The following is a 21,985-nucleotide window of genomic DNA, read 5'->3' on the forward strand; positions in this document are numbered from 1 at the left end:
CTCTCCCTCAGAATTGCGCTTCATCGTCGAATGGCTGGCGCTGGTCAAAATCATCAGGGGTGTTATATATTTCCCATCCCGGCGCGGGTTGCGTGGTATGGCCTTTGTTGACTTCATTTTTGCTAGCTGACGCGCCACGCTTTCCGCCCGGCCTTGCTGTCCTCGCACTGATCACGCTGTCGGCTACTACCTGATACCCCTGCTGCGTTCCTCCATCCTTGCCCGTCCACTGATTGACCTGCATTGTTCCGGCAACACTGACTAAATCGCCTTTAACGTGTTCTGCCAGTGCGTCGGCCTGTTTGCCGAATGCCACCACGCCCAGCCAGAAAGTAACCTCTCCGCCCTCTACTGCATGGCAGGGGAGTGCCACCGCTAAACGCCCCATTGCCATGCTGGTTCCGCTGTTCGTCGTTCTGGTCTGGGGATCTGCCACCAGCCGCCCGTATGCTGATATCTGTGCTGTCATTGTTACCTCGATTATTAGTTTTGCTAATGAAGATTACCCGGCACTGTCTTATTGTGGGACACCTGCTGATTTTTTTCATAGTAAGCAAAAATAGTGTTGTCTCTGTTGTCTTTGTTGTCTCACGGCGCTACAGGCCGCGCCACGTCTGGATTTTGCCGAGACAACATTGATGATTTTGTGTTGTCTCACGCAGGGTAAATGTTGTCTCACTGCCAGCCAGGCAAAAAATCACACTTTCACTATGTTGTCTCAAAACAGCTAAATGTTGTCTCGCTGTTGTCTCAGAAAATGAAATAAAAACCTTATAAATCAATCAAATTTACAAACTGAGACAACAAAGACAACTGAGACAACACTAAAACTACGCATGTGAAAAAAGATCACTCCTCTGGCTGGCTGCTATCCTCTGCCATGAAGTTGAGCACATAAACGCGGATTTGCCTGCCATCCTCGCGCACACGTCCCTGATAACCTCTGCCGCTGGTCGGCGGGGTGAGCATCCCGACGCGTTTAAGTACCTCGGCAAACTGTTTGGCATTGAATCCCCGTGCGATCTCCTGCTCGAAGGTCGCCGGGAAGGTGTAAAAAATTATCGGGTCGCTGTCGTGGTTCCCCTTCTTCCTGTACCCAGCTAAATCACGGATCGGTAAATCACGGGGGTCATAACCCAGCGGCGCGTAGCGGCTCAGGCCATGAGCATTCAAAAACGCCTCCGTCTGCTCAATTATCTGCTGGTGCTCTTTGTTGCCCGTGCCGAACTCGCGCAGCCAGGCATTGTAGCTGTGCTGTATCGCATCACGGCACGTCTGATCGTCCCATCCGGTAACAACCTCACCCAGCAATAAAGCCGCCTCCAGAATGGCAAAACGTGCGGCCACGCGGTGTACCTGCTCGCCATAGTCAGCAGGAATAAGGCTGCGCCAGCGGGTTTCACAGTCACGAACGGTATCAATGGCCTGCTGCTGGTGGTCTGCCAGCCACCCGATCCACTCCCGCCCGGCAGCGCCGTGATGGTGCTGGTAAGCGTCTTTCAGCGCGTCGGCGTGCTGTTTGCCGTTCTGGTGGTCGTGGAAGCGCACCGCCTTACTCAGCGGGATATTCAGCAGGCGCACCAGTTGCCCGGCTTTGGTCTTGCGTCCTGCGGTGGCGATGAAGGTTTCCAAGTCCATTTCCCCGGTACTGATCGCCACGGTGCGCCAGCGTTTTAAATCCCGGTTTCCCCCTTCCTTCGCCCCCTGCAATTTCCCAACGCCATTAAACAGGGCATAGGCAGACTGTGACACGCTTACCGGGTCTGCCCCCTGTCCGACTTCATCCAGTGGCATCAGCCCGTCATTATGTGCGGCGGCTTCGTTCGCCAGCCCCAGCGCCGTGCCGTACCACGTCAGGCGTAGCAAGTCCGGGTTGCCGTATAAGCTGCTGGCGACGTTCGCTGTGGTGGTCTTACCCGCGCTCGACTGTTCATAGAAGTGAATGCCGAATCCGTCAGCGCCAGCCAGCCCGATTAACGGTGCTGCCAGTGCGGCGGCAATGCCTGTCATCATCGAGTAGTTACCGTATGCCAGACGCGCAACACTCTTACGCCAGCTCTCTGAGGTTCCCGCCACGGTGTACCCGGCAACGGCAGAACTGCGACCACTGAATAAAACGGGTTGCGCAGGTGCGCCGATTATCTCCCCGTCCGGCATGATGTATGCCCCGCACTGCCAGCCAGTAGCGTGAGCAACACGCCACAATTCACGTGAGCCGCTACGCTGTAGCCAGTCAGCCAGAATCGCCCGCAAGCTGCTTTTGGTGGTGACGTTAACCCCGCCCGCTTTCAGGGTGCGCCAGCCTTCGCGCTCCCCGATATCAGCCAGGGGGATAGCCGCTGTTGTCGGTATGCCTGCGCCAAAGGCCAGCCAGCGCAGTATCAGATACTGATCCTTGTCGTCCCGCCCGGTGCCGATAACGTCCATCGGTGAGGCCAGCCAGCTTTCATTGTTGATAATCTCGCCGCTTTCCTTGTCCACTTTAGGCGTGATCCAGTAAACGCCATCTTTGCGGCTCTCAATGCGGGGTTTTAGCGGGTCTTTCTCTGGCTGGTCAGTTTTACCGCCCTCAATGGCCTGTAGTTGTGGTTTCACGCATTCCCCCTGCGGCTGGTACATCGAATCGTTAAGCGCAGCCGTAGCGACTTCCAGCCCGTGTTGCTGGTGGTAGTCGTTCCAGTCAGCTTTGCTGTCAGTCGGTGGCAGCGATACCCAGCCAGCCACGGATAAAGCCGCTTTCTCTGCGGCCTCCTTCCCGATGTTGGTGGCTCCGGTTTCGGAGGCTGCTGTAGGGTGGTCGTTATCTGCGGCGATAATAATTTGCGACTGCGGGTGTTTCCGGCGCATTACTCCGGCAACGTGGATCAGGTTCCCGGCGTCAATTGCCGCCACTGTGAGCGCGTCAGGCCGCATCTGGTGAACGGACAGGGCGGTAGCCAGCCCCTCGGCAATTAAAACGCTCTGCGGCGATTCTGGCGCGTTTACGGCATGGTATGCCCCGCGCTTTGCTGAACCTGTCATAAGGCGCTTTTCTCCCTGTGGGGTGATGGTCTGTGCGGCTGCCACTGCGCCGGACTCATCCACCAGCTCAAGCAGGACTGAACCATCAGGCAATAGCGGGAAAGTGAACCCGTCCAGCCCCTTAGCAATCAGGTATTCAGATTCGCCCTGTGTGACGCTCTGGCGCATTCCGGCATACAGACGGGCAAACGTAGCCCTTCGCTGCTCTGCGTCCTCTGCTGCCTGTTTCTGGCGCTCCTGCTCGCGCTGCTGGCGCTCAGACTCCATTTGCTCCCGCCTCTGGCTCGCTGCCGTCGGGTCGGTTTCTGTCTCCCGGTAATCAATACCCAGCACATCAGCGGCAAGGTGCGCCGCCTCCGTGGTGTCGCAGTTGTTAACCCGCTTGATTAAATCCAGCCCGTCGCCCGCGCCGCACTGGTTGCAGATAAAGCTGCCGCGCCCGTTATCATCGAACCGGAAGCGATCCGTACCGCCACATGCAGGGCATGGGGAATGGCGGCGTGATGAATCAGGCACGTCGATAGACAGGCCAGCCAGCACATAAGGCCAGTTGCCAGCGGCGGCGGTGGTCACTTCGCGGATAAGGTCGATATTACGCATTGTGTCGCTCCCTCAGTGCGCCGCTGGCATTTCAGGCCAGCCGTTTTCATCCAGATCAGCAATGAAGTGATCGTGTAGCTCTGCCAGCGTTTCACGTCCGAACGGGGTCAGCTCACCGCGCTCCGTATCCAGCATGGCCTGATAGAACACAATGGCGTTCTCCGCCCCCTGCTCAGTGCCGTAGCGCTCAATCAGTGCGCCCTCAATGTTGTTTGCCATCGCAAGACGTTCCGCAAACGGGTAAACCACAATGCCCGCTGTGCCATTGGAGTAAATCGCTACCTGCGATGATGTGCCGTCAGACTCAGTAACGGAGGTTGTGCCGTTCTCGCGCTTCATTTCAGCAACGAAACAGGCCGCAATCAGCCAGCGCCACATAGTGACGTTATGCTGCGTGGTAAAGTCGAACCAGCCACGCGCCCCGCCATCAGCAACGGCAAAATGAATGGCGTAGCCGATATCTGGCGTATCGTCGTACTCTCCCGCATCCAGACGGCTTACAGCGCTCTCATAGGTGATAATGGCTACATGCTCATATATCCCGGCATCATTGCGGGTTATGATGTTCACGCCGTCCGGTGTGGCCTCTGCGCGGTGTAATATGTTCATGCTGCTAACTCCTGTTGTTTCTCACGCTGCTGAACAGCGGTGACTGCTCCCATACTCAATCCGTTGCCATGCACTTCGTCTCTCATACACTGAACGGCAATATCGGGCGTCTCGGCCTCGCCGTACCATGTGACCGGAATCGACGCTCCTGAACCATCAAAACAGGTTGCGGTAATTCGGAACTGTTTCATTTGTCCGCCTCCAGTCTCGCCTGGCAATCTTCAGCTCTTGTCACGGAGTGAATCTCAAACAACCACGCATACAGCTCGTCACGTTCCGCACTCGCTGTTATTCCGGGCATAATCTCCGTCAGCACATGGCAAAGGCCAGCACGTACACGCAAAAGGCGGGCGCGTGAAACATTCTCCGGGGTGTGTGGTTCGGTGATTTCACCGCAACCCAGCGCGGCACGAATGCGGTTACTTACTGCTGTTGCTTCCTCAATCTGGTCAGGTAACTGGCTCATGCTGCCACCTCCAGACGGATACGGCCTGCGAAGAAACAAACATGATCCCGCGCCAACGTGCGGCGAGCTTCGCGCTCAGTTTCAGCAGCAATGTGATAGATTTTGGCGGTAATTGTCGGCATATCGCGGCGAACGGCTGCGATTAACCAGATGGATGATGGTTTTTGGGTAGGGGTAGTAGCCATGATGGCAGCCTCTATACAGTGAATTTTGAATTCACCACCAAGAGACGCCAATCTCAGACTGGTGGTGAGCTGAACAAGGTTGGCGTAACCGGCCTGTATAGACACCGGCCTTCCTTTCGGAAGCCTCATCCAACCCACCATAATTTGGGTGCGCAGGAATTTTGCCGACAAAAAAACACGCTTAGTGCGTGTCGGCACTATACAGGTTATCGGGACGCCAATCCCGGCACCAGATTTTGCTGGTGCGCTATAACCATAAACCGGGTTGGCGATAGTCGGCAAGCCCTTTTTTCTGGACTTCAGAAACTCACCTTCACGCGTGCGCATACTGGTCTCGAAACTCTCCTCGTCACCACGACGAGAAAATGAGGAGCTGGCATTAGCTGGCACTGTTATGCCAGCTTTACCCTCATGCGTGTGTGCGATCCCGCGCAAGGTACACATCAGGCCAGCCAGGGGAAAGGCTTTATTCTGGACGGCGGCATTAAGCATGATTAGCCCCCAGATGTTTAGCTAACCAGCGCTGAGAGAGGCGGATTAGCTCGGCTTTACGCTGGTCATATCCCATACCCATATCAATCAGCGTAATGTTGGTACTCTCCAGGTAGGTGAGGTGTTCCAGTTGCCCGGCGTTCATGCTGTCGCGTGGTTCGCCAGTAATGCTATTCGCCTGCGCCCACTGCTTCGCCGTCATGCCACCCAAAACAATGCGGGCGATCATGTTGCTCTCGTTGCTGTAGTGGCGAGCCTGCGTCTGTTTACCCTGTTCTGCGCGGGCGCTTTCCAGCGCTACGCACATCGGTTTAAACAGGTTGGCGGCACCGATACGGGCTTTGAGCTGGCGGCGATACTGAGCGGCAATCTCTGGCACGCTGCGCTGTAGGGCTTCTTCACACTGAATAAAGTAACGGCGAACGGCGCGACCTTGTTCGTTTCGCTCTACCATTGCCAGTTCTTTAGCCATTCCCAGAGAAAGGCCATAATCTTTACTGCGACGGTCGCCGCCACGCTTTGTCACCCATCCGGGGCTACCCTGTTCAAAATTTGAACTTTGATTCCTGAAATATGAGGAATCAAAAACCACGTAATCAGCACTCAGGCTAAAGCCATATTCATCAATGCGTAGTTTGATCCAGGTTGAAAAATCGTTACCTACTCCGAGCGCTTTATGCAGTGCCTTAGCGCTAACAATACTGGCCTCACGCCCGCCAATTTGACCGGAAATAACGGGAACAATCGCGGCAAAGTCATTATTGCTATGTTCGCCCTGGCAAGCGTTGGATTGTGGGGCGGCCTCCGAATTGAATCGGCTTTTTTCGATAGTCATATTTTCGGCTCCGTTATGCGGCGTTAAACGCGTCCGGGTAGAGGTTCAGAATGTCGGTAATATCCTGCTGAGATAGCCCGTGATGTTCATTAATGGCGGCGTTATGGTTCACAAGATGGATCACCTTGAGAACGTCGCCACGGCAGGAAAAGCGGTAGCGCAGGTGTGCGCCGATACCATCCGGGTTTTTCTCGTCGATACGCTCCAGTTGAATATCAAGCTGGCGCTCCAGTTCAGACGCATAATTACGCCCGGATGAAAGACGGCAGTAGCGCAGGATGTCATTTTCTGTCCATCCCTCTACGCCAGTGCGCAGCATATAGACGCGGGCGCGGTGTTTCTTTGGGGTTCGCTTAGGTACTTGTACCGGGCTGGTGGTCGGCGTAATATCAGACGTGCGAATATCTGAGTTAGCCGCCTGCTGTACGGGGCGGTTTTTCTTTTCCATCAGGCCACCTTTCCCCGGCGCTCAGCCAGCCAGTTATTAATCTCTACCGCATCAAAGGCGGTCACATTATCGGTGAGTTTCACTGGGCGCGGCAGCGTGCCGTTCTTAACCCAGCGGTCAATGGTTGGCATGGAAACACCCAGAAGTTCCGGCATACGAAAACGGCGGATGTATCCAGTAGTGGGAAATGCTGATTGCGCTGCGTGGTGTACTGTCATATGTCCCGTAACTCCTGTGATAGCTGTTGTTACGGTATGAGGTTAGCGGCTAAAAAATGAGAGCATAAGGTACAGTAAGCTCACTGTACCCTTACACTAAATTAACTCTGCCCCTTCCCGTTGACTGAGGCTCTTAGATGTTTAAGGATCACATCACCATTGGTAATCATTAATGGTGGAATTTCATCTTTGTGTTCAAGTAAGCAGTCCCGCCATTTTTCAGGACTGACTTCTTTTCTTTCCCCTCGGCAGTCGTCAGGATATTTACTTAGGATATAAATAGCAGCTTTCAATAACCCCTCTCTATTGGAAGCATGTCTCTCAGCTTTTTTATTAACTGGTAGTGGTGAGGTGGATAAAATATTGGGGCTATTTCTTGTTGCAAGATCGGTTTCTGATGTGATTTCCTTGCCGCCATTGCATAGCAATTCAAGCTCATAACTGGTTATATACATATCCTTACTATGAACAGTATACCAGTCATCGAAATAAAATCGTCCAGCAACGTAGCCATCTCTAAACGTTGCGTTTTCGCATCTGGGCACATCAAGAGTATCGATAGTTATATCCCAATCATCCCAATAATCAGATAAATACCTCTCCTCTGCTTCGATGAACTCTTGAGGGATCGCCAGAAAACCACTCCATTTTTCAATAGATTTATTTCCTGAGTTCATATCATATTGCTCTGTAACAGAGAAATAATCTGACTTATAGCTAAATCTTAGGCAGTGTAGATCAGCATTAGGTTCAGGCTTAATATCATATTTTTCTTTTAAGTAATCGACAGGCAATATACTATCAGACTCAACATTAATTAACTTTACTTCCTCGTTCTCATTTTTTGGCGAGCTATCGAATAGAAATTCAATATGAGGCATCTTAATACAAAACTGTAATAAGCCTATTGAAGCAAAATGTATTAAATCAGACACTTCGCACTTAGTGATTTTGGCTACTTTTTCAAGCGAATAATATCTATGCTTTGGTAAGATCATCACGCTACCTTTCACGCTTTGCCTTTCACTTGATTGAGCCAGGCGGTAAGGCTTCCGCTTTTCATCCCGTCGGACTAGGCTCAATCTATTCTTACGATAGCTTATGCGTCTTTATAATAGGCGTCACGTTGTAATCCTCACCCTTCTCCAGTGCCACCAGCAAATCACACCACTGCGCCAGCGCCGCTTTACGCTCATCAAAATACTGGTGACGGTTATAGATACCCTCCACGCCCTTAATACGGTGATTCAGGCAGCGTTCAGCTACCACGGGATCCACACCTAACGCCGCAAGATGGGTGCGGGCAGTGCGCCGGAAGTCATGAATGGTGTAATTCGGTACGTCTGGCATTTCAGCGCGAACCTTTGCCAGCGCAACGGGTAGGGTGCTTTCCTGAATATGGGGAATCATCCGGCTTTGCATCTTTCTGGCTGGCAGCACCCATGCTGTATTACATGAGAATGTGTGAAGCTCACGTAGCCATGCTACGGCTGGTGGGGGGAGTGGTATGTCGATAGCATCGCCGTTTTTGCTGCGTTCTTCGGGTAAGTGCCAGATAGCCCCGTCTAAGTCGAACTCCTCCCAGCGGGCGGCGCATAACTCCATCTTACGCACACACAACGTCAGCAGTAGCTTGAAGGTAAGCTCGTTCTGACGGCTGAATCCCTTAGCCATACGCATAGCCTGAAACAGTCGGATTAGTTCGCCACGTGTTAACCAGCGGTCACGGGCAACTTCTTTCCCGCCAGCGTCTGACACCTCAAAGGCTGAACACGGGTTAATCTCCAGCGCGTGCCGTTTGATGCCGTAATCGAAAATGCGGCGCGTCCAGCGTAGAACGTCCGTTGCTATGGTAGGCGCTCCACGGTCAACAATACCTTTCAGCATGTCGTCGATATGGCGCGGCTTCACGTCCTCTACCTTCATGCTGCCAATGCAGGGGTTTATATCTTTGTCGATACGGCGGCGGAGTATATCGGGGTGCTTCCAGCGCGGCAGGATCTGACGCTCAAAGTATTCAGCGGCAAGTTCTGAAACGCGCATGGCGTTTCTCTCTGCTTCCATCTTCGCCAGCGCTTCGGCTTTCCGTTCCTGCTTCTCTCCCGCGACGTCATAACCCAGCGCAACACGCGCCGATAGCTCTTTGGCTGTCTCTCTGGCTTTTGATAGTGATAGCTCAGCATATGAGCCGATCATCATTGCGCGGGGTTTCCCAGCGAATTTATAGCGGAATCGCCAGACGGGGGTCTGGTAGTTTTCGCGGTATGAAAGATAAAGCCCGTTACCGTCAGAGCGTCCCTCGAATCGCTCCCCGGCCTTTATCCATGCGCGGATCTGCATGTCTGTGAGTTTTGGCATTTTGCGAATATCCAAACTATTCCAAACTTTTAATAAGGGGTGTACACCTAGTTGCGTACACCTAACGCCATGGGTACACCTAGGTGTACACCTTAACTATGCGCTTTGTTGCGTCTTTATGATAGCCCATGATAACAAAAAAGCCCGCTGGGTTGCGGGCTTGATGTGATTTATGTGTCTTTGTGAATCTTGCTGATAGCTTACTCGATATTCTGAATCTGTTCGCGCATCTGCTCAATAAGCACCTTCAGTTCAATCGCAGAGTTAGTGACTTCGGCGTTGATAGACTTGGACGCCAGCGTGTTCGACTCGCGGTTGAATTCCTGCATCATAAAGTCGAGACGACGGCCCACGGCCTCTTTCTTCTTCAGGATGTTGTAGGTCTCTTTGACGTGCGCTTCCAGACGATCCAGCTCTTCCGCCACATCGATACGCTGGGCCATCAGCACCAGCTCCTGTTCGAGACGGTTGTTTTCCAGCTGGACTTCGGCATCTTCCAGTTTGGCGACCAGACGCTCACGCTGCCACTGCAGAATCTCCGGCATATGGGCGCGGACTTTCGCCACTTCACCGCTAACGCCTTCCAGGCGTTGCTCGATCAGCGCTTTCAACGCCTGACCTTCGGTTTCACGGGCTAAAATGAAATCGTCCAGCGTGCTGTCCAGCGCGGTAAGGATCTCAGCGGTAATGGCGTCCAGATCCTGTTCGCCTGCCGCCATCACGCCAGGCCAGCGCAGAATATCCACCGGGTTAATTTCGCCTTCGTCGCTCTGCATTTTGACCCAGTTAGCGGCGTTCACCAGCTGTTTAGCCAGTTTCTCGTTCAGGATCAGCTCACCTTGCGCGCTCGCATCGGGCTCAAAACGCAGGTTGCATTCAATCTTTCCGCGGGTCAGGCGAGCGCGGATACGCTCACGAACGACAGGCTCAAGGCTGCGGAACTGTTCTGGCATACGGAAATAGGTTTCAAGATAGCGTTGGTTTACCGAGCGCATTTCCCAGGTAGCGCTGCCCCAGCTACCCTTGATTTCACGGCGGGCGTAGGCGGTCATACTGCGGATCATAGACTTTTCCGTTTTCAGAGGAGAGATGGGGGGATTATAGCTTTCGGGGCTTTCTCAGGATAGGAATAAGCGCGTTTAATCCGTATAATGCGCAGCCACATTCGTTTCAAGCCGGAGATATCATCATGCGTCCATCAGGTCGTAGCGCCAACCAGGTGCGCCCCGTCACCCTGACCCGTAACTATACAAAACACGCTGAAGGTTCCGTGCTTGTTGAATTTGGTGACACCAAAGTCCTGTGCACCGCCTCCATTGAAGAGGGCGTACCGCGCTTTCTGAAAGGCCAGGGACAGGGCTGGATCACTGCCGAATATGGCATGCTGCCACGCTCCACCCACACCCGTAACGCCCGCGAAGCGGCGAAGGGCAAGCAGGGCGGTCGCACCATGGAGATCCAGCGTCTGATCGCGCGTGCGCTGCGCGCCGCTGTTGATCTGAAAACCCTGGGCGAGTTCACCATCACCCTGGACTGCGACGTGATCCAGGCGGACGGCGGCACCCGTACTGCCTCTATTACCGGAGCCTGTGTGGCGCTGGCCGATGCCCTGAACAAACTGGTTGCGGCCGGTAAACTGAAAGCGAACCCGCTGAAAGGCATGGTGGCGGCGGTATCAGTAGGTATCGTCAATGGCGAAGCGCTGTGCGATCTGGAGTACGTTGAAGACTCCGCGGCAGAGACCGACATGAACGTGGTGATGACCGAAGATGGTCGCATCATCGAGGTGCAGGGCACGGCAGAAGGTGAGCCGTTTACCCACGAAGAGCTGCTCTCTCTGCTGGCGTTGGCCCGAGAGGGGATCGAATCTATCGTAACGACGCAGAAGGCGGCGTTAGAAAATTGATTTTAAAGGCGACTGATGAGTCGCCTTTTTTTTGCCTGTAAGAGAGAAAAGAGAAAGGAGCGAATCCATGAAACCGTATCAGCGCCAGTTTATTGAGTTTGCGCTTAGCAAGCAGGTACTTAAGTTTGGCGAATTTACGCTGAAATCCGGGCGCAAGAGCCCCTATTTCTTTAACGCCGGGCTGTTTAATACCGGGCGCGATCTGGCACTGTTAGGCCGCTTCTATGCCGAAGCGCTGGTGGATTCCGGGATCGAATTCGACCTGCTGTTTGGCCCGGCGTACAAAGGTATTCCGATTGCGACCACCACCGCCGTGGCACTGGCGGAGCATCACGATCGCGATGTGCCGTACTGCTTTAACCGCAAAGAGGCTAAAACTCACGGTGAAGGCGGTAACCTGGTCGGTAGCGCGTTGCAAGGTCGGGTGATGCTGGTAGACGATGTGATCACCGCAGGCACCGCCATCCGTGAATCGATGGAGATTATCCAGGCGAATAACGCCACGCTGGCGGGCGTGCTGATCTCGCTGGACCGCCAGGAGCGCGGACGTGGCGATATCTCCGCCATTCAGGAAGTGGAGCGTGACTACAACTGCAAAGTGACCTCAATCATCACCCTGAAAGATCTGATTGCCTGGATGGAAGAGAAGCCGGAGATGGCAGAGAGCCTGGCGGCAGTGCGCGCCTATCGCGAAGCGTACGGCGTATAAGTCAATGGCCCGGTGGCGCGACGCTTACCGGGCCTACGAAAACCGTAGGCCGGATAAACAGGGTTACTGCAACTGCGCGGCCACGAGCGGCCAGCGGGCATCAAAATCGTCCGTCGGACGATATTTGAATTCACTGCGCACAAAGCGGGAGAGCATCCCTTCACAGAAGGCCAGAACTTGCCCGGCAAGCAGTGATTCATCCGTGGTGAAGCCTTCCCCTTCGCGCATTTTCTTTTCGCGTAATACCTGGCGCAGCTGCGCCTCAATACGTTCGAAAAGCTGGTTAATACGCCCCTGCAATCTGTCCTGTTCAAACATCAGCGCGTGGCCGGTCAGGATACGGGTTAACCCCGGATTGCGCTCGCCGAAACCGAGGATCAGCAGGACAATCAGACGCAGCCGTGCGGTGGTGTCTTTTTCATCCTTCAGAATCAGGTTGATACGCGTAATCAGGCTATCTTCGATAAACTCGATCAGGCTGTCGAACATCCGCGTTTTGCTGGGAAAATGACGGTACAGCGCCGCTTCCGACACGCCCACAGAGGCGGCCAGTTTTGCGGTGGTGATGCGTTGACTGCCATCGCTGGATTCAAGCATCAGAGCCAGAGATTGAAGTATTTCTTCGCGACGATTCCTTTTCGCTGTTTGTTTTTCTGCCATGTTACAAAATACCCCTGAAAATAATCACTAGTCAGGCTGACGTCCACACAACGACCGCAAACGGCTGTTTGCGGTTTGTTATTACGTTATACGTTGTGGGATGCGTATAGCCGGGTTTATTTACGCCCGGAATGGCCGAAGCCGCCTTCGCCGCGATCGGTCGCGTCGAAATCTTCTACCAGATTAAATTCAGCCTGTACCACCGGGACGAACACCATCTGGGCGACACGCTCGCCGGGTTGAATGGTGAAGCTCTCCTGGCCACGGTTCCAGACAGAAACCATCAGTTGACCCTGATAGTCAGAATCGATAAGACCCACCAGGTTGCCCAGCACGATACCATGCTTATGACCCAGGCCGGAACGCGGCAGGATCACCGCCGCCAGAGAGGCGTCGGCAATGTGGATCGCAAGGCCGGTCGGCAGCAGCGTGGTAGCGCCGGGTGCCAGTTCTACGGCGTCGTCGAGGCAGGCACGCAGGTCAAGACCGGCAGAGCCGGAAGTGGCATAGGTCGGCAGTGGAAATTGCTGACCAACACGCGGGTCCAGAATCTTAACGTCGATTTTTTTCATCATAACGGGTAACGATCTCGTCCAGTAATTGTTGGCCCAGGAGTTCCTTGCGCTCAAGCGGTAAGACTTTATCTCCATCCTGCCAGAAAAGGTGCAATGCGTTGCTGTCGCTGTTGAATCCTTGTGAGGCCAGCGATACGTCGTTCGCGCAAATCAAATCGAGGTTTTTGCGGGTACGTTTTTGCCGGGCATATTCTTCCACATTATTCGTTTCAGCGGCAAACCCAACGACGTAAGGGCGGCGATCTTTTAATGCCGCGACCCCGGCTACGATATCGGGGTTTTTCACCATTTTTATCGTGATTTCATCGCCTTGCTTTTTGATTTTCTCATCGGCTATGGCGGCAGCACGATAGTCCGCCACGGCAGCACAGCCGATAAAAATCTGCTGCTGCTGCGCATGGGCCTGAACCGCGGCGTCCATTTCCAGCGCGGTAGTGACGTCGATGCGCTGCACCCCTGGAGACGTTGGCAGCGAAACCGGGCCGCTCACCAGCGTCACCTTTGCCCCGCGCGACGCAGCGGCGGCGGCAATCGCAAAGCCCATCTTGCCGGAGCTTTGGTTGGTGATATAGCGCACCGGATCCAGCGGTTCACGCGTCGGACCCGCGGTAATCATGATGTTGAGATGTTGCAGATCGTTGACAGGTGAAAAATGACTCGCGGCCAGATCCACAATCGCCAGCGGATCCAGCATGCGGCCCGGACCCACATCGCCACAGGCCTGGCTACCGCTATCCGGCCCCCAGATTAACAGCCCGCGAGAGGCGAGGGTCGCCAGGTTATGCTGCGTTGCCGCGTTGCGGTACATCTGCTGGTTCATGGCCGGGACCACGGCAACGGGCGCCGGAGTGGCCAGGCAAATAGTGGTAACCAGGTCGTTAGCCATGCCGGCGGCAACGCGGGCGATGAGATCGGCGGTGGCGGGGGCGAGGATGACTAAATCGGCCCATTTACCCAGCTCAATATGGCCCATTGCGGCTTCTGCCGCCGGATCGAGCAGGCTGTCCGACACTGGGTAGCCTGAAACGGCCTGCAGGCTCAGCGGCGTAATGAACGCTTTGCCCCCTTCGGTTATTGCCACCCGCACGTCCGCCCCGCGCTCGCGTAAACGGCGCACCAGTTCCGGCGTTTTATAGGCTGCAATGCCGCCGCTCACGCCAAGAACGATTTTTTTACCGGCCAGGCTCATCATGATTCTTTCCTGTTGGGTTCAGCTGAGAGGCGGGCATTTTATCACAATCCGAAAAGCATCGTGCTGTTGTCCATCCGCCACTTTGCGAGGCGCTACGCAATACGAAAAACAGAGCCTCGTGAGGCGACAGGTGCTGTGGCAGCATAGCGTGGTGATGGAGAAGGAGAGGGTATGGAGACACTATCCCCGCTGCTGCCGCGGGAGAAAATGCTACGGGATGGCGCGACACTGCTGACGGACGAAGAGCTGCTGGCGCTCTTCCTGCGTACCGGGACGCGGAGTAAAAACGTGTTTGCGCTTGCCAGAGATCTGTTGCAGCATTTCGGCTCGCTGCACGGTTTGTTATCCGCAGAGCTGAAGGATTTCAGGCGGGTCGAGGGAATTGGCCTGGCGACATTCGCCCAGCTGAAAGGGATTGCGGAGCTTGCCCGCCGTTATTACTGCTCGGGGATTCGGAGCATCAATCCGCTAAAAGACCCGCAGATGACCCGGGAGTTTGTGCGCAGCCAACTGGCGGAAGAGGAGCGCGAGATCTTTATGGTTATCTTCCTTGATAACCAAAACCGGGTGCTGAGCCACAGCCGGTTATTTTCGGGAACCCTGCGCCACGTTGAGGTGCATCCCCGGGAAATTGTGCGCGAAGCGATAAAAGTGAATGCCGCGGGCGTGATCCTCGCGCATAATCACCCCTCAGGGCGCGCCGAACCGAGCAAAGCCGACAGAGACGTGACCGCACGCATCATTAAATGCTGTCAATTCATGGACATTTGTGTTCTTGATCATCTGGTCATTGGCCGCGGAGAGTACGTTTCGTTTGCCGAACGTGGGTGGATTTAAGCCATTTCTCGCGATCCATCGGGATCTTTGTCTGTTCGGGACTTGAGCACATCCGCGAGTCAGCGTATACTACGCCACCTTTGAGAATCTCGGGTTTGGCAATTGGGCCTGGCAATCGATGGTTCACTAAGAACTACGCGATGACCGGGCTGTAAAGCCTGACGAGGCGCCGATACCCCATACGAAGCTCGAGCTAATTTGATTTTTGGAGAATAGACATGTCCCGAGTCTGCCAAGTTACTGGCAAGCGTCCGGTGACCGGTAACAACCGTTCCCACGCACTGAACGCGACTAAACGCCGTTTCCTGCCGAACCTGCACTCTCACCGTTTCTGGGTTGAGAGCGAGAAGCGTTTTGTCACCCTGCGCGTATCTGCTAAAGGTATGCGTGTAATTGATAAGAAAGGCATCGATACAGTTCTGTCTGAACTGCGTGCCCGTGGCGAAAAGTACTAAGTACTTAAAGAGGAAATAAATCATGGCTAAAGGTATTCGCGAGAAAATCAAGCTGGTTTCTTCTGCTGGTACAGGTCACTTCTACACCACCACGAAGAACAAACGTACTAAGCCGGAAAAACTGGAACTGAAAAAGTTCGATCCAGTTGTACGCCAGCACGTTATGTACAAAGAAGCTAAAATCAAATAATTTTAGATTCCTTGTATTGAAAAACCCCGCATCTGCGGGGTTTTTTGCATTCTGCATCTCAACGGAGGAACCATGCCTGAATTACCTGAGGTAGAGACCAGCCGCCGTGGCATTGAGCCTCATCTGGTCGGTGCGACCATTCTTCACGCTGTTGTCCGTAACGGTCGTCTTCGCTGGCCGGTCTCTGACGAGATCCATGCGCTAAGCGATAAACCGGTTCTCAGCGTACAGCGCCGCGCAAAGTACCTGCTGCTTGAGTTGCCTGACGGTTGGATCATCATCCATCTGGGCATGTCCGGGAGCCTGCGCATCCTCAGCGAAGAGTTGCCCGCAGAAAAACATGACCATGTCGATCTGGTGATGAGCAACGGCAAAGTGCTGCGCTATACCGATCCGCGTCGTTTTGGTGCCTGGCTGTGGACCAAAGAGCTGGAAGGGCATAATGTGCTGGCGCACCTCGGGCCGGAGCCACTCTCTGACGCGTTTAACGCGGAGTACCTGAAGGCGAAGTGCGCGAAGAAGAAAACCGCCATTAAACCCTGGCTGATGGATAACAAGCTGGTGGTCGGCGTGGGCAATATCTACGCCAGCGAATCGCTGTTTGCCGCCGGGATCCATCCCGATCGGTTAGCCTCATCTCTGTCGTCGCAGGAGTGCGAGCTGCTGGTGCGGGTGATCAAAGCCGTACTGCTGCGTTCGATTGAGCAGGGCGGAACTACCCTGAAAGACTTCCTACAAAGCGACGGCAAGCCGGGCTACTTTGCTCAGGAGCTACAGGTCTATGGCCGTAAAGATGAGCCGTGTCGGGTCTGTGGCACACCGATTGTGGCAACGAAGCATGCCCAGCGGGCAACGTTCTATTGCCGTCAGTGCCAGAAATGATGCGGAGGCCCGGTAAGCGCAGCGCCACCGGGCAAAACATTTATTTCAGCTTGTCCATCAGCGCCTGATGCACGCTGGCGGGTAAGAAATGGGTGACGTCACCTGCGTGGCGCGCCACCTCTTTGACCAGCGAAGAGGAGATAAACGACCACTCTTTGGACGGCATCAGAAAGACACTTTCCAGTTCAGGCATCAGATGGCGGTTCATATGCGCCAGCTGCATCTCATATTCAAAATCGGCCACCGCGCGCAGTCCGCGAATCAGGATATTGGCCTGTTGAGCGCGGGCAAAGTTCGCCATCAGATCGCTAAAGCCCACGACCTCCACATTGGGTAAGTGCGCGGTCGCGGCTTTCGCCAGCGCAACCCGCTCATCGAGATCGAACAGGGGCTTTTTGCTGGGGCTGGCGGCAATCGCCAGAATCACCGTATCAAACATGCTTGCGGCACGCGTGACGATATCGATATGGCCGTTGGTGACAGGATCAAAGGTACCCGGATAAATCGCTTTTGTGCTCATGGCTCACGCTTTCTCAGAGTAGCCGCGGCTCAGCGCCCACAGCTCGGTGTATTTATTAAAAGTATACTGGGCATTAACCACCGCCAGTAACCAGCCCTGTTTACCGTCCAGCACGCCGCCACGTAGCACCAGCGTCTTCAGAAACGCGCCGACGGTGTGGCTGAAAATCCCAGCCAGCGAGGTCTTCTTGCCGCGCTGATGGCGCTCCCGGGCCCACGCCGTGGCGTAATTAAGCTGTTTACGCTGAAAGCTGGCGAAATCACGGCAGGTCAGATGCAGGAGGTCGCCGTCAAGGGCAGTCACCGGCGCACCGTCGCAGGCCAGCGACTCATGAACCAGGTTATCGTTGTACTGATAGCGCGTCCGCGGATAAAAACGCATAACGCGATCGGGATACCAGCCGCTGTGACGCATAAAGCGGCCAAGGAAATAGTTTCGCCGGGCGATGCTGTAGACAACATCAGGCTGAGGGGCCGCCAGTACGCGCTGGATGGCCTGTTTAAGCTCTGGGGTTACACGCTCGTCGGTGTCGAGCATCAGGACATAATCGCCGGTGGCGTACTGCTGCGCCCGCTGGCGCTGAATACCATAACCCTGCCAGTCGGCATCGATATGGACCTGTACGCCGGCTGCGCGGGCGATGTTAACCGTGTCGTCGCTACTGCCGGAGTCGAGCAGGATCAGCTCATCGGCCCATGCCACAGAGGCGAGGCAATCCGGCAGCAGGTCAGCGGCGTTTTTGGCGATCATCACCACCGACAGACGCGCAGACATCAGTGGCTCCGCAGGGGCAGGTAAGGTTGCAGCAGCTGCAGCAGGCGGGTCAGCGCCCCCTGGTTCTGATGCAGCACTTCGACAGCGTGACGGCCATACCACAGACGATAATCTTCGTCGGTCAGCAGGTTTGAAACCTCTTTTTCGATGGCGTTCGCATCGGTGACAGTAATCAGCCCGTCCGCCTGCTGCAGTTTGGCGCAGATATCTTTGAAGTTGAAGGTATGCGGCCCCATCAGCACCGGGATGGCGTGCGCTGCGGGCTCCAGCGGGTTATGCCCGCCACGCTCCACGAGGCTGCCACCCACAAAGGCCAGATCGGCAATACCGTAAAGCAGCATCAGCTCACCCATGGTATCGCCAATCACTACCTGGGTGCTGGCGGACGGGATCTCACCGCTGCTGCGCATCGTGAAGCTGAATCCGCCCTTTTGCACCATCTCGCGGGCATCTTTAAACCGTTCAGGATGACGAGGCACGAGGATCAGCAGCAGGTCCGGGAAGCGTTCAAGAAGCTGGCGGTGCGCCTGCAGGATAATTTCTTCTTCACCGTCGTGGGTACTGGTGGCGATCCACACTTTGCGGCGCGGCGCCCACTGGCGACGCAATGTGACTGCCCGGGCAGCCAGCTCCGGGGTAACAGAAATATCAAACTTCAGGCTGCCGGTGACCGCCAGCTGGTTGCGCTTCAGGCCCAGCGACAGGAATCGCGCGCCATCTTCTTCGTTTTGTGCCGCAATCAGGGTGATCTTGCTCAGCAGGCGGCGCATAAAGTTGCCCAGCTTGCCGTAGCCCTTCGCGGAGCGTTCTGACAGGCGAGCGTTAGCCACCACCAGGGGAATTTTGCGGGCGTGCAGGGCAGAAATCATGTTCGGCCACAGTTCGGTTTCCATTACGATCACCAGCTTAGGGCGAACGGTGTTAAGGAAACGGTTCATGGCACAGGGTAAATCATACGGCAGATAGACGTGATGCACATCTTTGCCAAAAGCGGACATGGCGCGTTCGGAACCGGTAGGCGTCATGGTGGTGACGGTGATCGGCAGCGACGGATAGCGGTGGCGCAGGGCGCGGACCAGCGGAATGGCGGCCAGCGTTTCACCCACCGAAACGGAATGGAGCAGGATACCGTCCGGCGCAACTTTGTTGCGGCAATAACCATAGCGTTCAGCCCAGCGTTTACGGTAGGCAGGCGCTTTACGGCTACGCAGCAGCAGTCGTAGCCACACCAGTGGCTGAATAATATAGAGCAGAGCGGTATACAACAATTCCAAGCGATTATCCGTTTTTTCAGTTTCGGCGGGCAAATTCTAAGCATTTAGGCCGTTTAAAGCTATCCCTTTGGCGCGTTTGCTCAGCCATTTGCCTGCGTTACGTGCGTTCACAGATAAAAAAACGGGCATTCGCTGCCCGTTTTTTTGTTTCTGCTTAACGTTCCGCTTCCGGCAACGCGTTCAGGTGGTAGGTGACACGCTCCGACAGTCCCCGAATATCACCCCCGGTGATGAAGTAGCTGTCGTCTTTCTGGTTCGGATTACTGACCGTATACCCCAGCATTTTGTTGATCAGCGTCGCCATCTGGTAATGGTTGAGCGGCATCTGCGGGCTGATGGCGCTCATCGCATACGCCGGATCGTTACTGAAGTAGAGGAACGGCACCTGGGCAATCGGCATCTCGACGATGGAGTGGCCGAACAGACCGCCATCACCCACGCGCTCCCCGTGATCCGAGGTGATAAAGACCAGCACCGGCAGCTTTGATTTCGCCATGGCGGTACGGATCGCCGAAGCCAGCTCTCTGTCGTACAGGCGAACGGCATCATCGTACTCGTTTTTCTTCTGCGCCACGTCGTCATCGAGACGTGGGGTAGAGAATTTGGCGAAGCCTTGCGGGATGTTGCGCTCGTAAGGGATGTGCGGCGCACGGCTGTTCAGCACCATCAGGAACGGTTTGTTCCAGTCCAGCTTAGCCTGCTCAACCGAAGGGGTCAGCACCACATCGGCACCCACGTCCGGCGCCGGGCGGATCTGCGTATCTTCCCACAGGTCAATGTCGTGAATACCGATCCAGTTGCTCAATCCTTCCAGGCCTTGGGCGGAGATAAACGCCGTCTGGTAGCCCTGTTTTTTGGCATTAGTGAAGATATTGGTCGACTTCGACTTATAGGCGCCGTAGTTATCCGGCTCACGCAGGTTGTTCACCAGCATCGGGATTGCCACGCGGGTCGAGACCGCGTTAGAGACGATCAGACGCCCGGTCCCCTGATACTGCTGCATCAGCGCTTTCAGCTCCGGGGTGGTGTCACGTTCATAGCCCAGGGCGCTGACGTGGTGCGGGTTCAGGCTCTCACCAATCGCCAGGATGATGGAGTATTTCCCGGCCTGACTACCCTCAACCGGCGTGACCTTATAGGGCGCATAATGCGTGAGGCTCTGGTTTTCGCCGGAAATGGCTTCCGGGATCAGACGAATGGCACTGAAGCTCATGGCGGACAGACCGTTACGCAGTAAGGAGTGGCGCAGATCCGGGTTGAATTTATACATCTGCCCGTCGATGGCTTTATAGAACTGGCCGACAAACATCACCATGATAGCCAGCAGGCAAGGCATGGCGACCCACTTATGCCACTGCGGCGCGAGGCGGCGGGTAAAGACCAGCGCAAAGAGCACCGCGACGGCCATGATGATAAAGTAAATCCCAAGCGATCCGAGGCTGTCCGTAATGCCGCTGGCGATATCTTTGGTTTCGACAAAGGCCAGCCATACTTCGCTCGGGCCGTAAAACTGACCGTAGAACTGGTAATAGACCGCTTCCGATATCTGGACGATAAAGGTGACGGCCAGCAGTAGCCGGGTCAGGAAGAAGCGGGCGCTAATGGCCGCCAGCAGGGAGATAATCAGGTACAGCGACATGTCGCTGGATTTCGGCTGATAAACATGGTCTTTCAGCAGGATGATGATTTCACAGAGTGAAAACAGCACCAGGAAAACCAGGGTTAACACCACGGTGCGCAGGATATTGCGGCGCGGCGTGAGGGGCGAGAGTAAGGATGCTTTAAACATGAACGGACTCAATGTAACTCAAAACTTTTTAGTGAGCGGGCGAATGGCTTTACCAAAACCAAAACGCAGGGCGCGGATCAGAGTAGGGCGTTTATGCAGTCCTTTACGCCAGATATCCTCAAACAGATTAAACCAACGCGCGGCGACCGCTTCGCGGGAATAAACCTGCAGACGTTTATCGCCCTGTTCACGCATCTGACGATAGAGTTCAGGGGTATTCTTCAGGCGCATAATGGCCTCGAAGGCTTCATCAGGCGTTTTGGCGATCAGGTAATCAAGCTCACTTTCGCGGATAGCACGGTACGAGGGTTCGTCATCGCAGATCATTACCGTTTTGCCGAGCCAGTTGTTAATCAGCTTGCTGGCAGGTTTACGCGTCAGCTTATGGTCATGGGATTTACGGAAGCTGATACAGACGTCGACGTCCTGATAGTTGGTCCAGTTATCGAAGGAGATGCGCAGGTCGATGCCCTGTTCAGCAAGGCGCTGCTTAAATTCGTCGCTACGGAAGGCCTCCGGGAAGCTGTCCACGCGGCCAAAAAAGGCCACGGTTTTGACAGTTTCATCGGTACGTTCGCGCGGTTTCACGCCGGGTTGCGGCCAGTAGGGTACAAAGACGCCATTGCTGCGGTTGCCCGCTTCCGGATTCTGATCCACCACCACGTCGGCGCCAATCACCGGTGGACGATCGGCACGGGCGACGACGGTGACGCCACGCCAGGGTTTAACGCGCGATCCAAAATCATCGTTATGCATCAGGTTGATGGCATCCGGGCGACACTCTGAGCCAAAAGAACACTCAATATCGTCGCCGTAATAGTGCTTCAGCGCCAGGGTGGTCTGGAACGTCCAGCCGCCGCGCCCGCCGCAGTAAAAGCGCTCCGGGATGGTGTCCGGGTTCACGCGGTTATCCAGCAGCGTCTGGAAATCTGCGTAGTTTTTAGCGATGAAATCAGCGCGGGAGACTGCGTGTAATTTAAGTTTGCTCAT

General features: G+C 55.0%; 26 protein-coding genes. 6 read left to right on the forward strand and 20 right to left on the reverse strand.

What is annotated here, in order from left to right; all coding sequences use genetic code 11:
* Positions 1-7: 7 nt before the first annotated feature.
* The 12 genes from C2U54_RS05325 to C2U54_RS05380 form a co-directional block, all read right to left on the reverse strand.
* Complete coding sequence (locus C2U54_RS05325; protein ID WP_045620588.1) at positions 8-469, reverse strand: single-stranded DNA-binding protein; 462 nt, start codon at positions 467-469, stop codon at positions 8-10.
* A gap of 380 nt (positions 470-849) precedes the next feature.
* Positions 850-3,621, reverse strand: coding sequence for a TOPRIM and DUF927 domain-containing protein (locus C2U54_RS05330; RefSeq protein WP_103177706.1), 2,772 nt, complete (start codon positions 3,619-3,621; stop codon positions 850-852).
* Between the two features lie 12 nt (positions 3,622-3,633).
* The gene (locus C2U54_RS05335; RefSeq protein ID WP_103177707.1) at positions 3,634-4,230 is read right to left on the reverse strand and encodes a hypothetical protein; all 597 of its coding nucleotides are present in this window, start codon (positions 4,228-4,230) and stop codon (positions 3,634-3,636) included.
* The gene (locus C2U54_RS05340; RefSeq protein WP_103177708.1) at positions 4,227-4,421 is read right to left on the reverse strand and encodes a hypothetical protein; all 195 of its coding nucleotides are present in this window, start codon (positions 4,419-4,421) and stop codon (positions 4,227-4,229) included. Before C2U54_RS05340 ends, C2U54_RS05335 begins: the two co-directional genes overlap by 4 nt.
* Positions 4,418-4,696 (reverse strand): hypothetical protein, encoded by a 279-nt coding sequence (locus C2U54_RS05345; RefSeq protein ID WP_053059858.1) that lies wholly within the window; start codon positions 4,694-4,696, stop codon positions 4,418-4,420. The genes C2U54_RS05340 and C2U54_RS05345 overlap by 4 nt, the downstream gene beginning before the upstream one ends.
* Positions 4,693-5,373, reverse strand: a complete 681-nt coding sequence (locus tag C2U54_RS05350) for a host cell division inhibitor Icd-like protein (protein ID WP_233210495.1) — start codon at positions 5,371-5,373, stop codon at positions 4,693-4,695. Before C2U54_RS05350 ends, C2U54_RS05345 begins: the two co-directional genes overlap by 4 nt.
* Entirely contained in the window at positions 5,366-6,208 is an 843-nt protein-coding gene (locus C2U54_RS05355; protein ID WP_103177709.1) for an antA/AntB antirepressor family protein, read from the reverse strand. Before C2U54_RS05355 ends, C2U54_RS05350 begins: the two co-directional genes overlap by 8 nt.
* A 13-nt stretch (positions 6,209-6,221) precedes the next feature.
* Positions 6,222-6,656 carry a hypothetical protein gene (locus tag C2U54_RS05360; RefSeq protein ID WP_103177710.1) on the reverse strand — a complete coding sequence of 145 codons (435 nt, stop codon included), beginning with the start codon at positions 6,654-6,656 and terminating at the stop codon, positions 6,222-6,224.
* Entirely contained in the window at positions 6,656-6,874 is a 219-nt protein-coding gene (locus C2U54_RS05365; RefSeq protein WP_047026876.1) for a helix-turn-helix transcriptional regulator, read from the reverse strand. The genes C2U54_RS05360 and C2U54_RS05365 overlap by 1 nt, the downstream gene beginning before the upstream one ends.
* A gap of 101 nt (positions 6,875-6,975) precedes the next feature.
* Positions 6,976-7,872, reverse strand: coding sequence for a hypothetical protein (locus tag C2U54_RS05370; RefSeq protein WP_103177711.1), 897 nt, complete (start codon positions 7,870-7,872; stop codon positions 6,976-6,978).
* Positions 7,873-7,963: 91 nt separating this feature from the next.
* Positions 7,964-9,232, reverse strand: coding sequence for a tyrosine-type recombinase/integrase (locus tag C2U54_RS05375; RefSeq protein WP_103177712.1), 1,269 nt, complete (start codon positions 9,230-9,232; stop codon positions 7,964-7,966).
* Positions 9,233-9,432: 200 nt separating this feature from the next.
* Positions 9,433-10,296 (reverse strand): YicC/YloC family endoribonuclease, encoded by an 864-nt coding sequence (locus C2U54_RS05380; RefSeq protein WP_103177713.1) that lies wholly within the window; start codon positions 10,294-10,296, stop codon positions 9,433-9,435.
* Between the two features lie 125 nt (positions 10,297-10,421).
* Here C2U54_RS05380 and rph point away from each other — a divergent pair, with 125 nt between their 5' ends.
* Both rph and pyrE read left to right on the forward strand, forming a co-directional pair.
* Positions 10,422-11,138, forward strand: a complete 717-nt coding sequence (gene rph, locus C2U54_RS05385) for a ribonuclease PH (protein WP_103177714.1) — start codon at positions 10,422-10,424, stop codon at positions 11,136-11,138.
* A 67-nt stretch (positions 11,139-11,205) separates the two neighbouring features.
* On the forward strand, positions 11,206-11,847 hold the full coding sequence (pyrE, locus tag C2U54_RS05390; RefSeq protein WP_103177715.1) for an orotate phosphoribosyltransferase: 642 nt from the start codon (positions 11,206-11,208) through the stop codon (positions 11,845-11,847).
* Positions 11,848-11,910: 63 nt separating this feature from the next.
* Here pyrE and slmA read toward each other — a convergent pair whose 3' ends face one another.
* The 3 genes from slmA to coaBC form a co-directional block, all read right to left on the reverse strand.
* Complete coding sequence (gene slmA / locus C2U54_RS05395; RefSeq protein ID WP_103177716.1) at positions 11,911-12,507, reverse strand: nucleoid occlusion factor SlmA; 597 nt, start codon at positions 12,505-12,507, stop codon at positions 11,911-11,913.
* A 116-nt stretch (positions 12,508-12,623) separates the two neighbouring features.
* Positions 12,624-13,082 (reverse strand): dUTP diphosphatase, encoded by a 459-nt coding sequence (gene dut, locus C2U54_RS05400; RefSeq protein WP_168191994.1) that lies wholly within the window; start codon positions 13,080-13,082, stop codon positions 12,624-12,626.
* Positions 13,060-14,271 carry a bifunctional phosphopantothenoylcysteine decarboxylase/phosphopantothenate--cysteine ligase CoaBC gene (gene coaBC / locus C2U54_RS05405; protein ID WP_103181011.1) on the reverse strand — a complete coding sequence of 404 codons (1,212 nt, stop codon included), beginning with the start codon at positions 14,269-14,271 and terminating at the stop codon, positions 13,060-13,062. Before coaBC ends, dut begins: the two co-directional genes overlap by 23 nt.
* A gap of 174 nt (positions 14,272-14,445) precedes the next feature.
* Between coaBC and radC the strand changes: the two genes are divergently transcribed.
* The 4 genes from radC (at position 14,446) to mutM (ending at position 16,638) form a co-directional block, all read left to right on the forward strand.
* A complete protein-coding gene (gene radC, locus C2U54_RS05410; protein WP_103177717.1) occupies positions 14,446-15,111 on the forward strand; it encodes a RadC family protein in 666 nt (221 codons plus the stop codon).
* Between the two features lie 218 nt (positions 15,112-15,329).
* Positions 15,330-15,566 carry a 50S ribosomal protein L28 gene (rpmB, locus tag C2U54_RS05415; RefSeq protein WP_002436699.1) on the forward strand — a complete coding sequence of 79 codons (237 nt, stop codon included), beginning with the start codon at positions 15,330-15,332 and terminating at the stop codon, positions 15,564-15,566.
* A gap of 22 nt (positions 15,567-15,588) precedes the next feature.
* The gene (rpmG, locus tag C2U54_RS05420) at positions 15,589-15,756 is read left to right on the forward strand and encodes a 50S ribosomal protein L33 (RefSeq protein ID WP_013094893.1); all 168 of its coding nucleotides are present in this window, start codon (positions 15,589-15,591) and stop codon (positions 15,754-15,756) included.
* A 72-nt stretch (positions 15,757-15,828) separates the two neighbouring features.
* Positions 15,829-16,638 (forward strand): bifunctional DNA-formamidopyrimidine glycosylase/DNA-(apurinic or apyrimidinic site) lyase, encoded by an 810-nt coding sequence (gene mutM / locus C2U54_RS05425; RefSeq protein ID WP_103177718.1) that lies wholly within the window; start codon positions 15,829-15,831, stop codon positions 16,636-16,638.
* A 40-nt stretch (positions 16,639-16,678) separates the two neighbouring features.
* Here the strand turns inward: mutM and coaD are convergent, their stop codons facing one another.
* From coaD to C2U54_RS05450, 5 genes are all read right to left on the reverse strand, one after another.
* A complete protein-coding gene (coaD, locus tag C2U54_RS05430; RefSeq protein WP_103177719.1) occupies positions 16,679-17,158 on the reverse strand; it encodes a pantetheine-phosphate adenylyltransferase in 480 nt (159 codons plus the stop codon).
* A 3-nt stretch (positions 17,159-17,161) separates the two neighbouring features.
* The gene (locus tag C2U54_RS05435) at positions 17,162-17,932 is read right to left on the reverse strand and encodes a glycosyltransferase family 2 protein (protein ID WP_103177720.1); all 771 of its coding nucleotides are present in this window, start codon (positions 17,930-17,932) and stop codon (positions 17,162-17,164) included.
* The gene (waaA, locus tag C2U54_RS05440; RefSeq protein ID WP_103181012.1) at positions 17,932-19,206 is read right to left on the reverse strand and encodes a lipid IV(A) 3-deoxy-D-manno-octulosonic acid transferase; all 1,275 of its coding nucleotides are present in this window, start codon (positions 19,204-19,206) and stop codon (positions 17,932-17,934) included. Before waaA ends, C2U54_RS05435 begins: the two co-directional genes overlap by 1 nt.
* A 154-nt stretch (positions 19,207-19,360) precedes the next feature.
* Entirely contained in the window at positions 19,361-20,995 is a 1,635-nt protein-coding gene (locus C2U54_RS05445; protein ID WP_103177721.1) for a sulfatase-like hydrolase/transferase, read from the reverse strand.
* 18 nt (positions 20,996-21,013) lie between these two features.
* A complete protein-coding gene (locus C2U54_RS05450) occupies positions 21,014-21,985 on the reverse strand; it encodes a glycosyltransferase (RefSeq protein ID WP_103177722.1) in 972 nt (323 codons plus the stop codon).

It is taken from the genome of Leclercia sp. LSNIH1, assembly GCF_002902985.1.
Taxonomy (GTDB): Bacteria; Pseudomonadota; Gammaproteobacteria; order Enterobacterales; family Enterobacteriaceae; genus Enterobacter.

Bases quoted from the DNA above. Each gene is read 5' to 3' on its own strand.
- C2U54_RS05325 (WP_045620588.1), bottom strand. From the start codon at position 469: ATGACAGCACAGATATCAGCATACGGGCGGCTGGTGGCAGATCCCCAG.
- C2U54_RS05330 (WP_103177706.1), bottom strand. From the start codon at position 3,621: ATGCGTAATATCGACCTTATCCGCGAAGTGACCACCGCCGCCGCTGGC.
- C2U54_RS05335 (WP_103177707.1), bottom strand. From the start codon at position 4,230: ATGAACATATTACACCGCGCAGAGGCCACACCGGACGGCGTGAACATC.
- C2U54_RS05340 (WP_103177708.1), bottom strand. From the start codon at position 4,421: ATGAAACAGTTCCGAATTACCGCAACCTGTTTTGATGGTTCAGGAGCG.
- C2U54_RS05345 (WP_053059858.1), bottom strand. From the start codon at position 4,696: ATGAGCCAGTTACCTGACCAGATTGAGGAAGCAACAGCAGTAAGTAAC.
- C2U54_RS05350 (WP_233210495.1), bottom strand. From the start codon at position 5,373: ATGCTTAATGCCGCCGTCCAGAATAAAGCCTTTCCCCTGGCTGGCCTG.
- C2U54_RS05355 (WP_103177709.1), bottom strand. From the start codon at position 6,208: ATGACTATCGAAAAAAGCCGATTCAATTCGGAGGCCGCCCCACAATCC.
- C2U54_RS05360 (WP_103177710.1), bottom strand. From the start codon at position 6,656: ATGGAAAAGAAAAACCGCCCCGTACAGCAGGCGGCTAACTCAGATATT.
- C2U54_RS05365 (WP_047026876.1), bottom strand. From the start codon at position 6,874: ATGACAGTACACCACGCAGCGCAATCAGCATTTCCCACTACTGGATAC.
- C2U54_RS05370 (WP_103177711.1), bottom strand. From the start codon at position 7,872: ATGATCTTACCAAAGCATAGATATTATTCGCTTGAAAAAGTAGCCAAA.
- C2U54_RS05375 (WP_103177712.1), bottom strand. From the start codon at position 9,232: ATGCCAAAACTCACAGACATGCAGATCCGCGCATGGATAAAGGCCGGG.
- C2U54_RS05380 (WP_103177713.1), bottom strand. From the start codon at position 10,296: ATGATCCGCAGTATGACCGCCTACGCCCGCCGTGAAATCAAGGGTAGC.
- rph (WP_103177714.1), top strand. From the start codon at position 10,422: ATGCGTCCATCAGGTCGTAGCGCCAACCAGGTGCGCCCCGTCACCCTG.
- pyrE (WP_103177715.1), top strand. From the start codon at position 11,206: ATGAAACCGTATCAGCGCCAGTTTATTGAGTTTGCGCTTAGCAAGCAG.
- slmA (WP_103177716.1), bottom strand. From the start codon at position 12,507: ATGGCAGAAAAACAAACAGCGAAAAGGAATCGTCGCGAAGAAATACTT.
- dut (WP_168191994.1), bottom strand. From the start codon at position 13,082: ATGATGAAAAAAATCGACGTTAAGATTCTGGACCCGCGTGTTGGTCAG.
- coaBC (WP_103181011.1), bottom strand. From the start codon at position 14,271: ATGAGCCTGGCCGGTAAAAAAATCGTTCTTGGCGTGAGCGGCGGCATT.
- radC (WP_103177717.1), top strand. From the start codon at position 14,446: ATGGAGACACTATCCCCGCTGCTGCCGCGGGAGAAAATGCTACGGGAT.
- rpmB (WP_002436699.1), top strand. From the start codon at position 15,330: ATGTCCCGAGTCTGCCAAGTTACTGGCAAGCGTCCGGTGACCGGTAAC.
- rpmG (WP_013094893.1), top strand. From the start codon at position 15,589: ATGGCTAAAGGTATTCGCGAGAAAATCAAGCTGGTTTCTTCTGCTGGT.
- mutM (WP_103177718.1), top strand. From the start codon at position 15,829: ATGCCTGAATTACCTGAGGTAGAGACCAGCCGCCGTGGCATTGAGCCT.
- coaD (WP_103177719.1), bottom strand. From the start codon at position 17,158: ATGAGCACAAAAGCGATTTATCCGGGTACCTTTGATCCTGTCACCAAC.
- C2U54_RS05435 (WP_103177720.1), bottom strand. From the start codon at position 17,932: ATGTCTGCGCGTCTGTCGGTGGTGATGATCGCCAAAAACGCCGCTGAC.
- C2U54_RS05445 (WP_103177721.1), bottom strand. From the start codon at position 20,995: ATGTTTAAAGCATCCTTACTCTCGCCCCTCACGCCGCGCCGCAATATC.
- C2U54_RS05450 (WP_103177722.1), bottom strand. From the start codon at position 21,985: ATGAGCAAACTTAAATTACACGCAGTCTCCCGCGCTGATTTCATCGCT.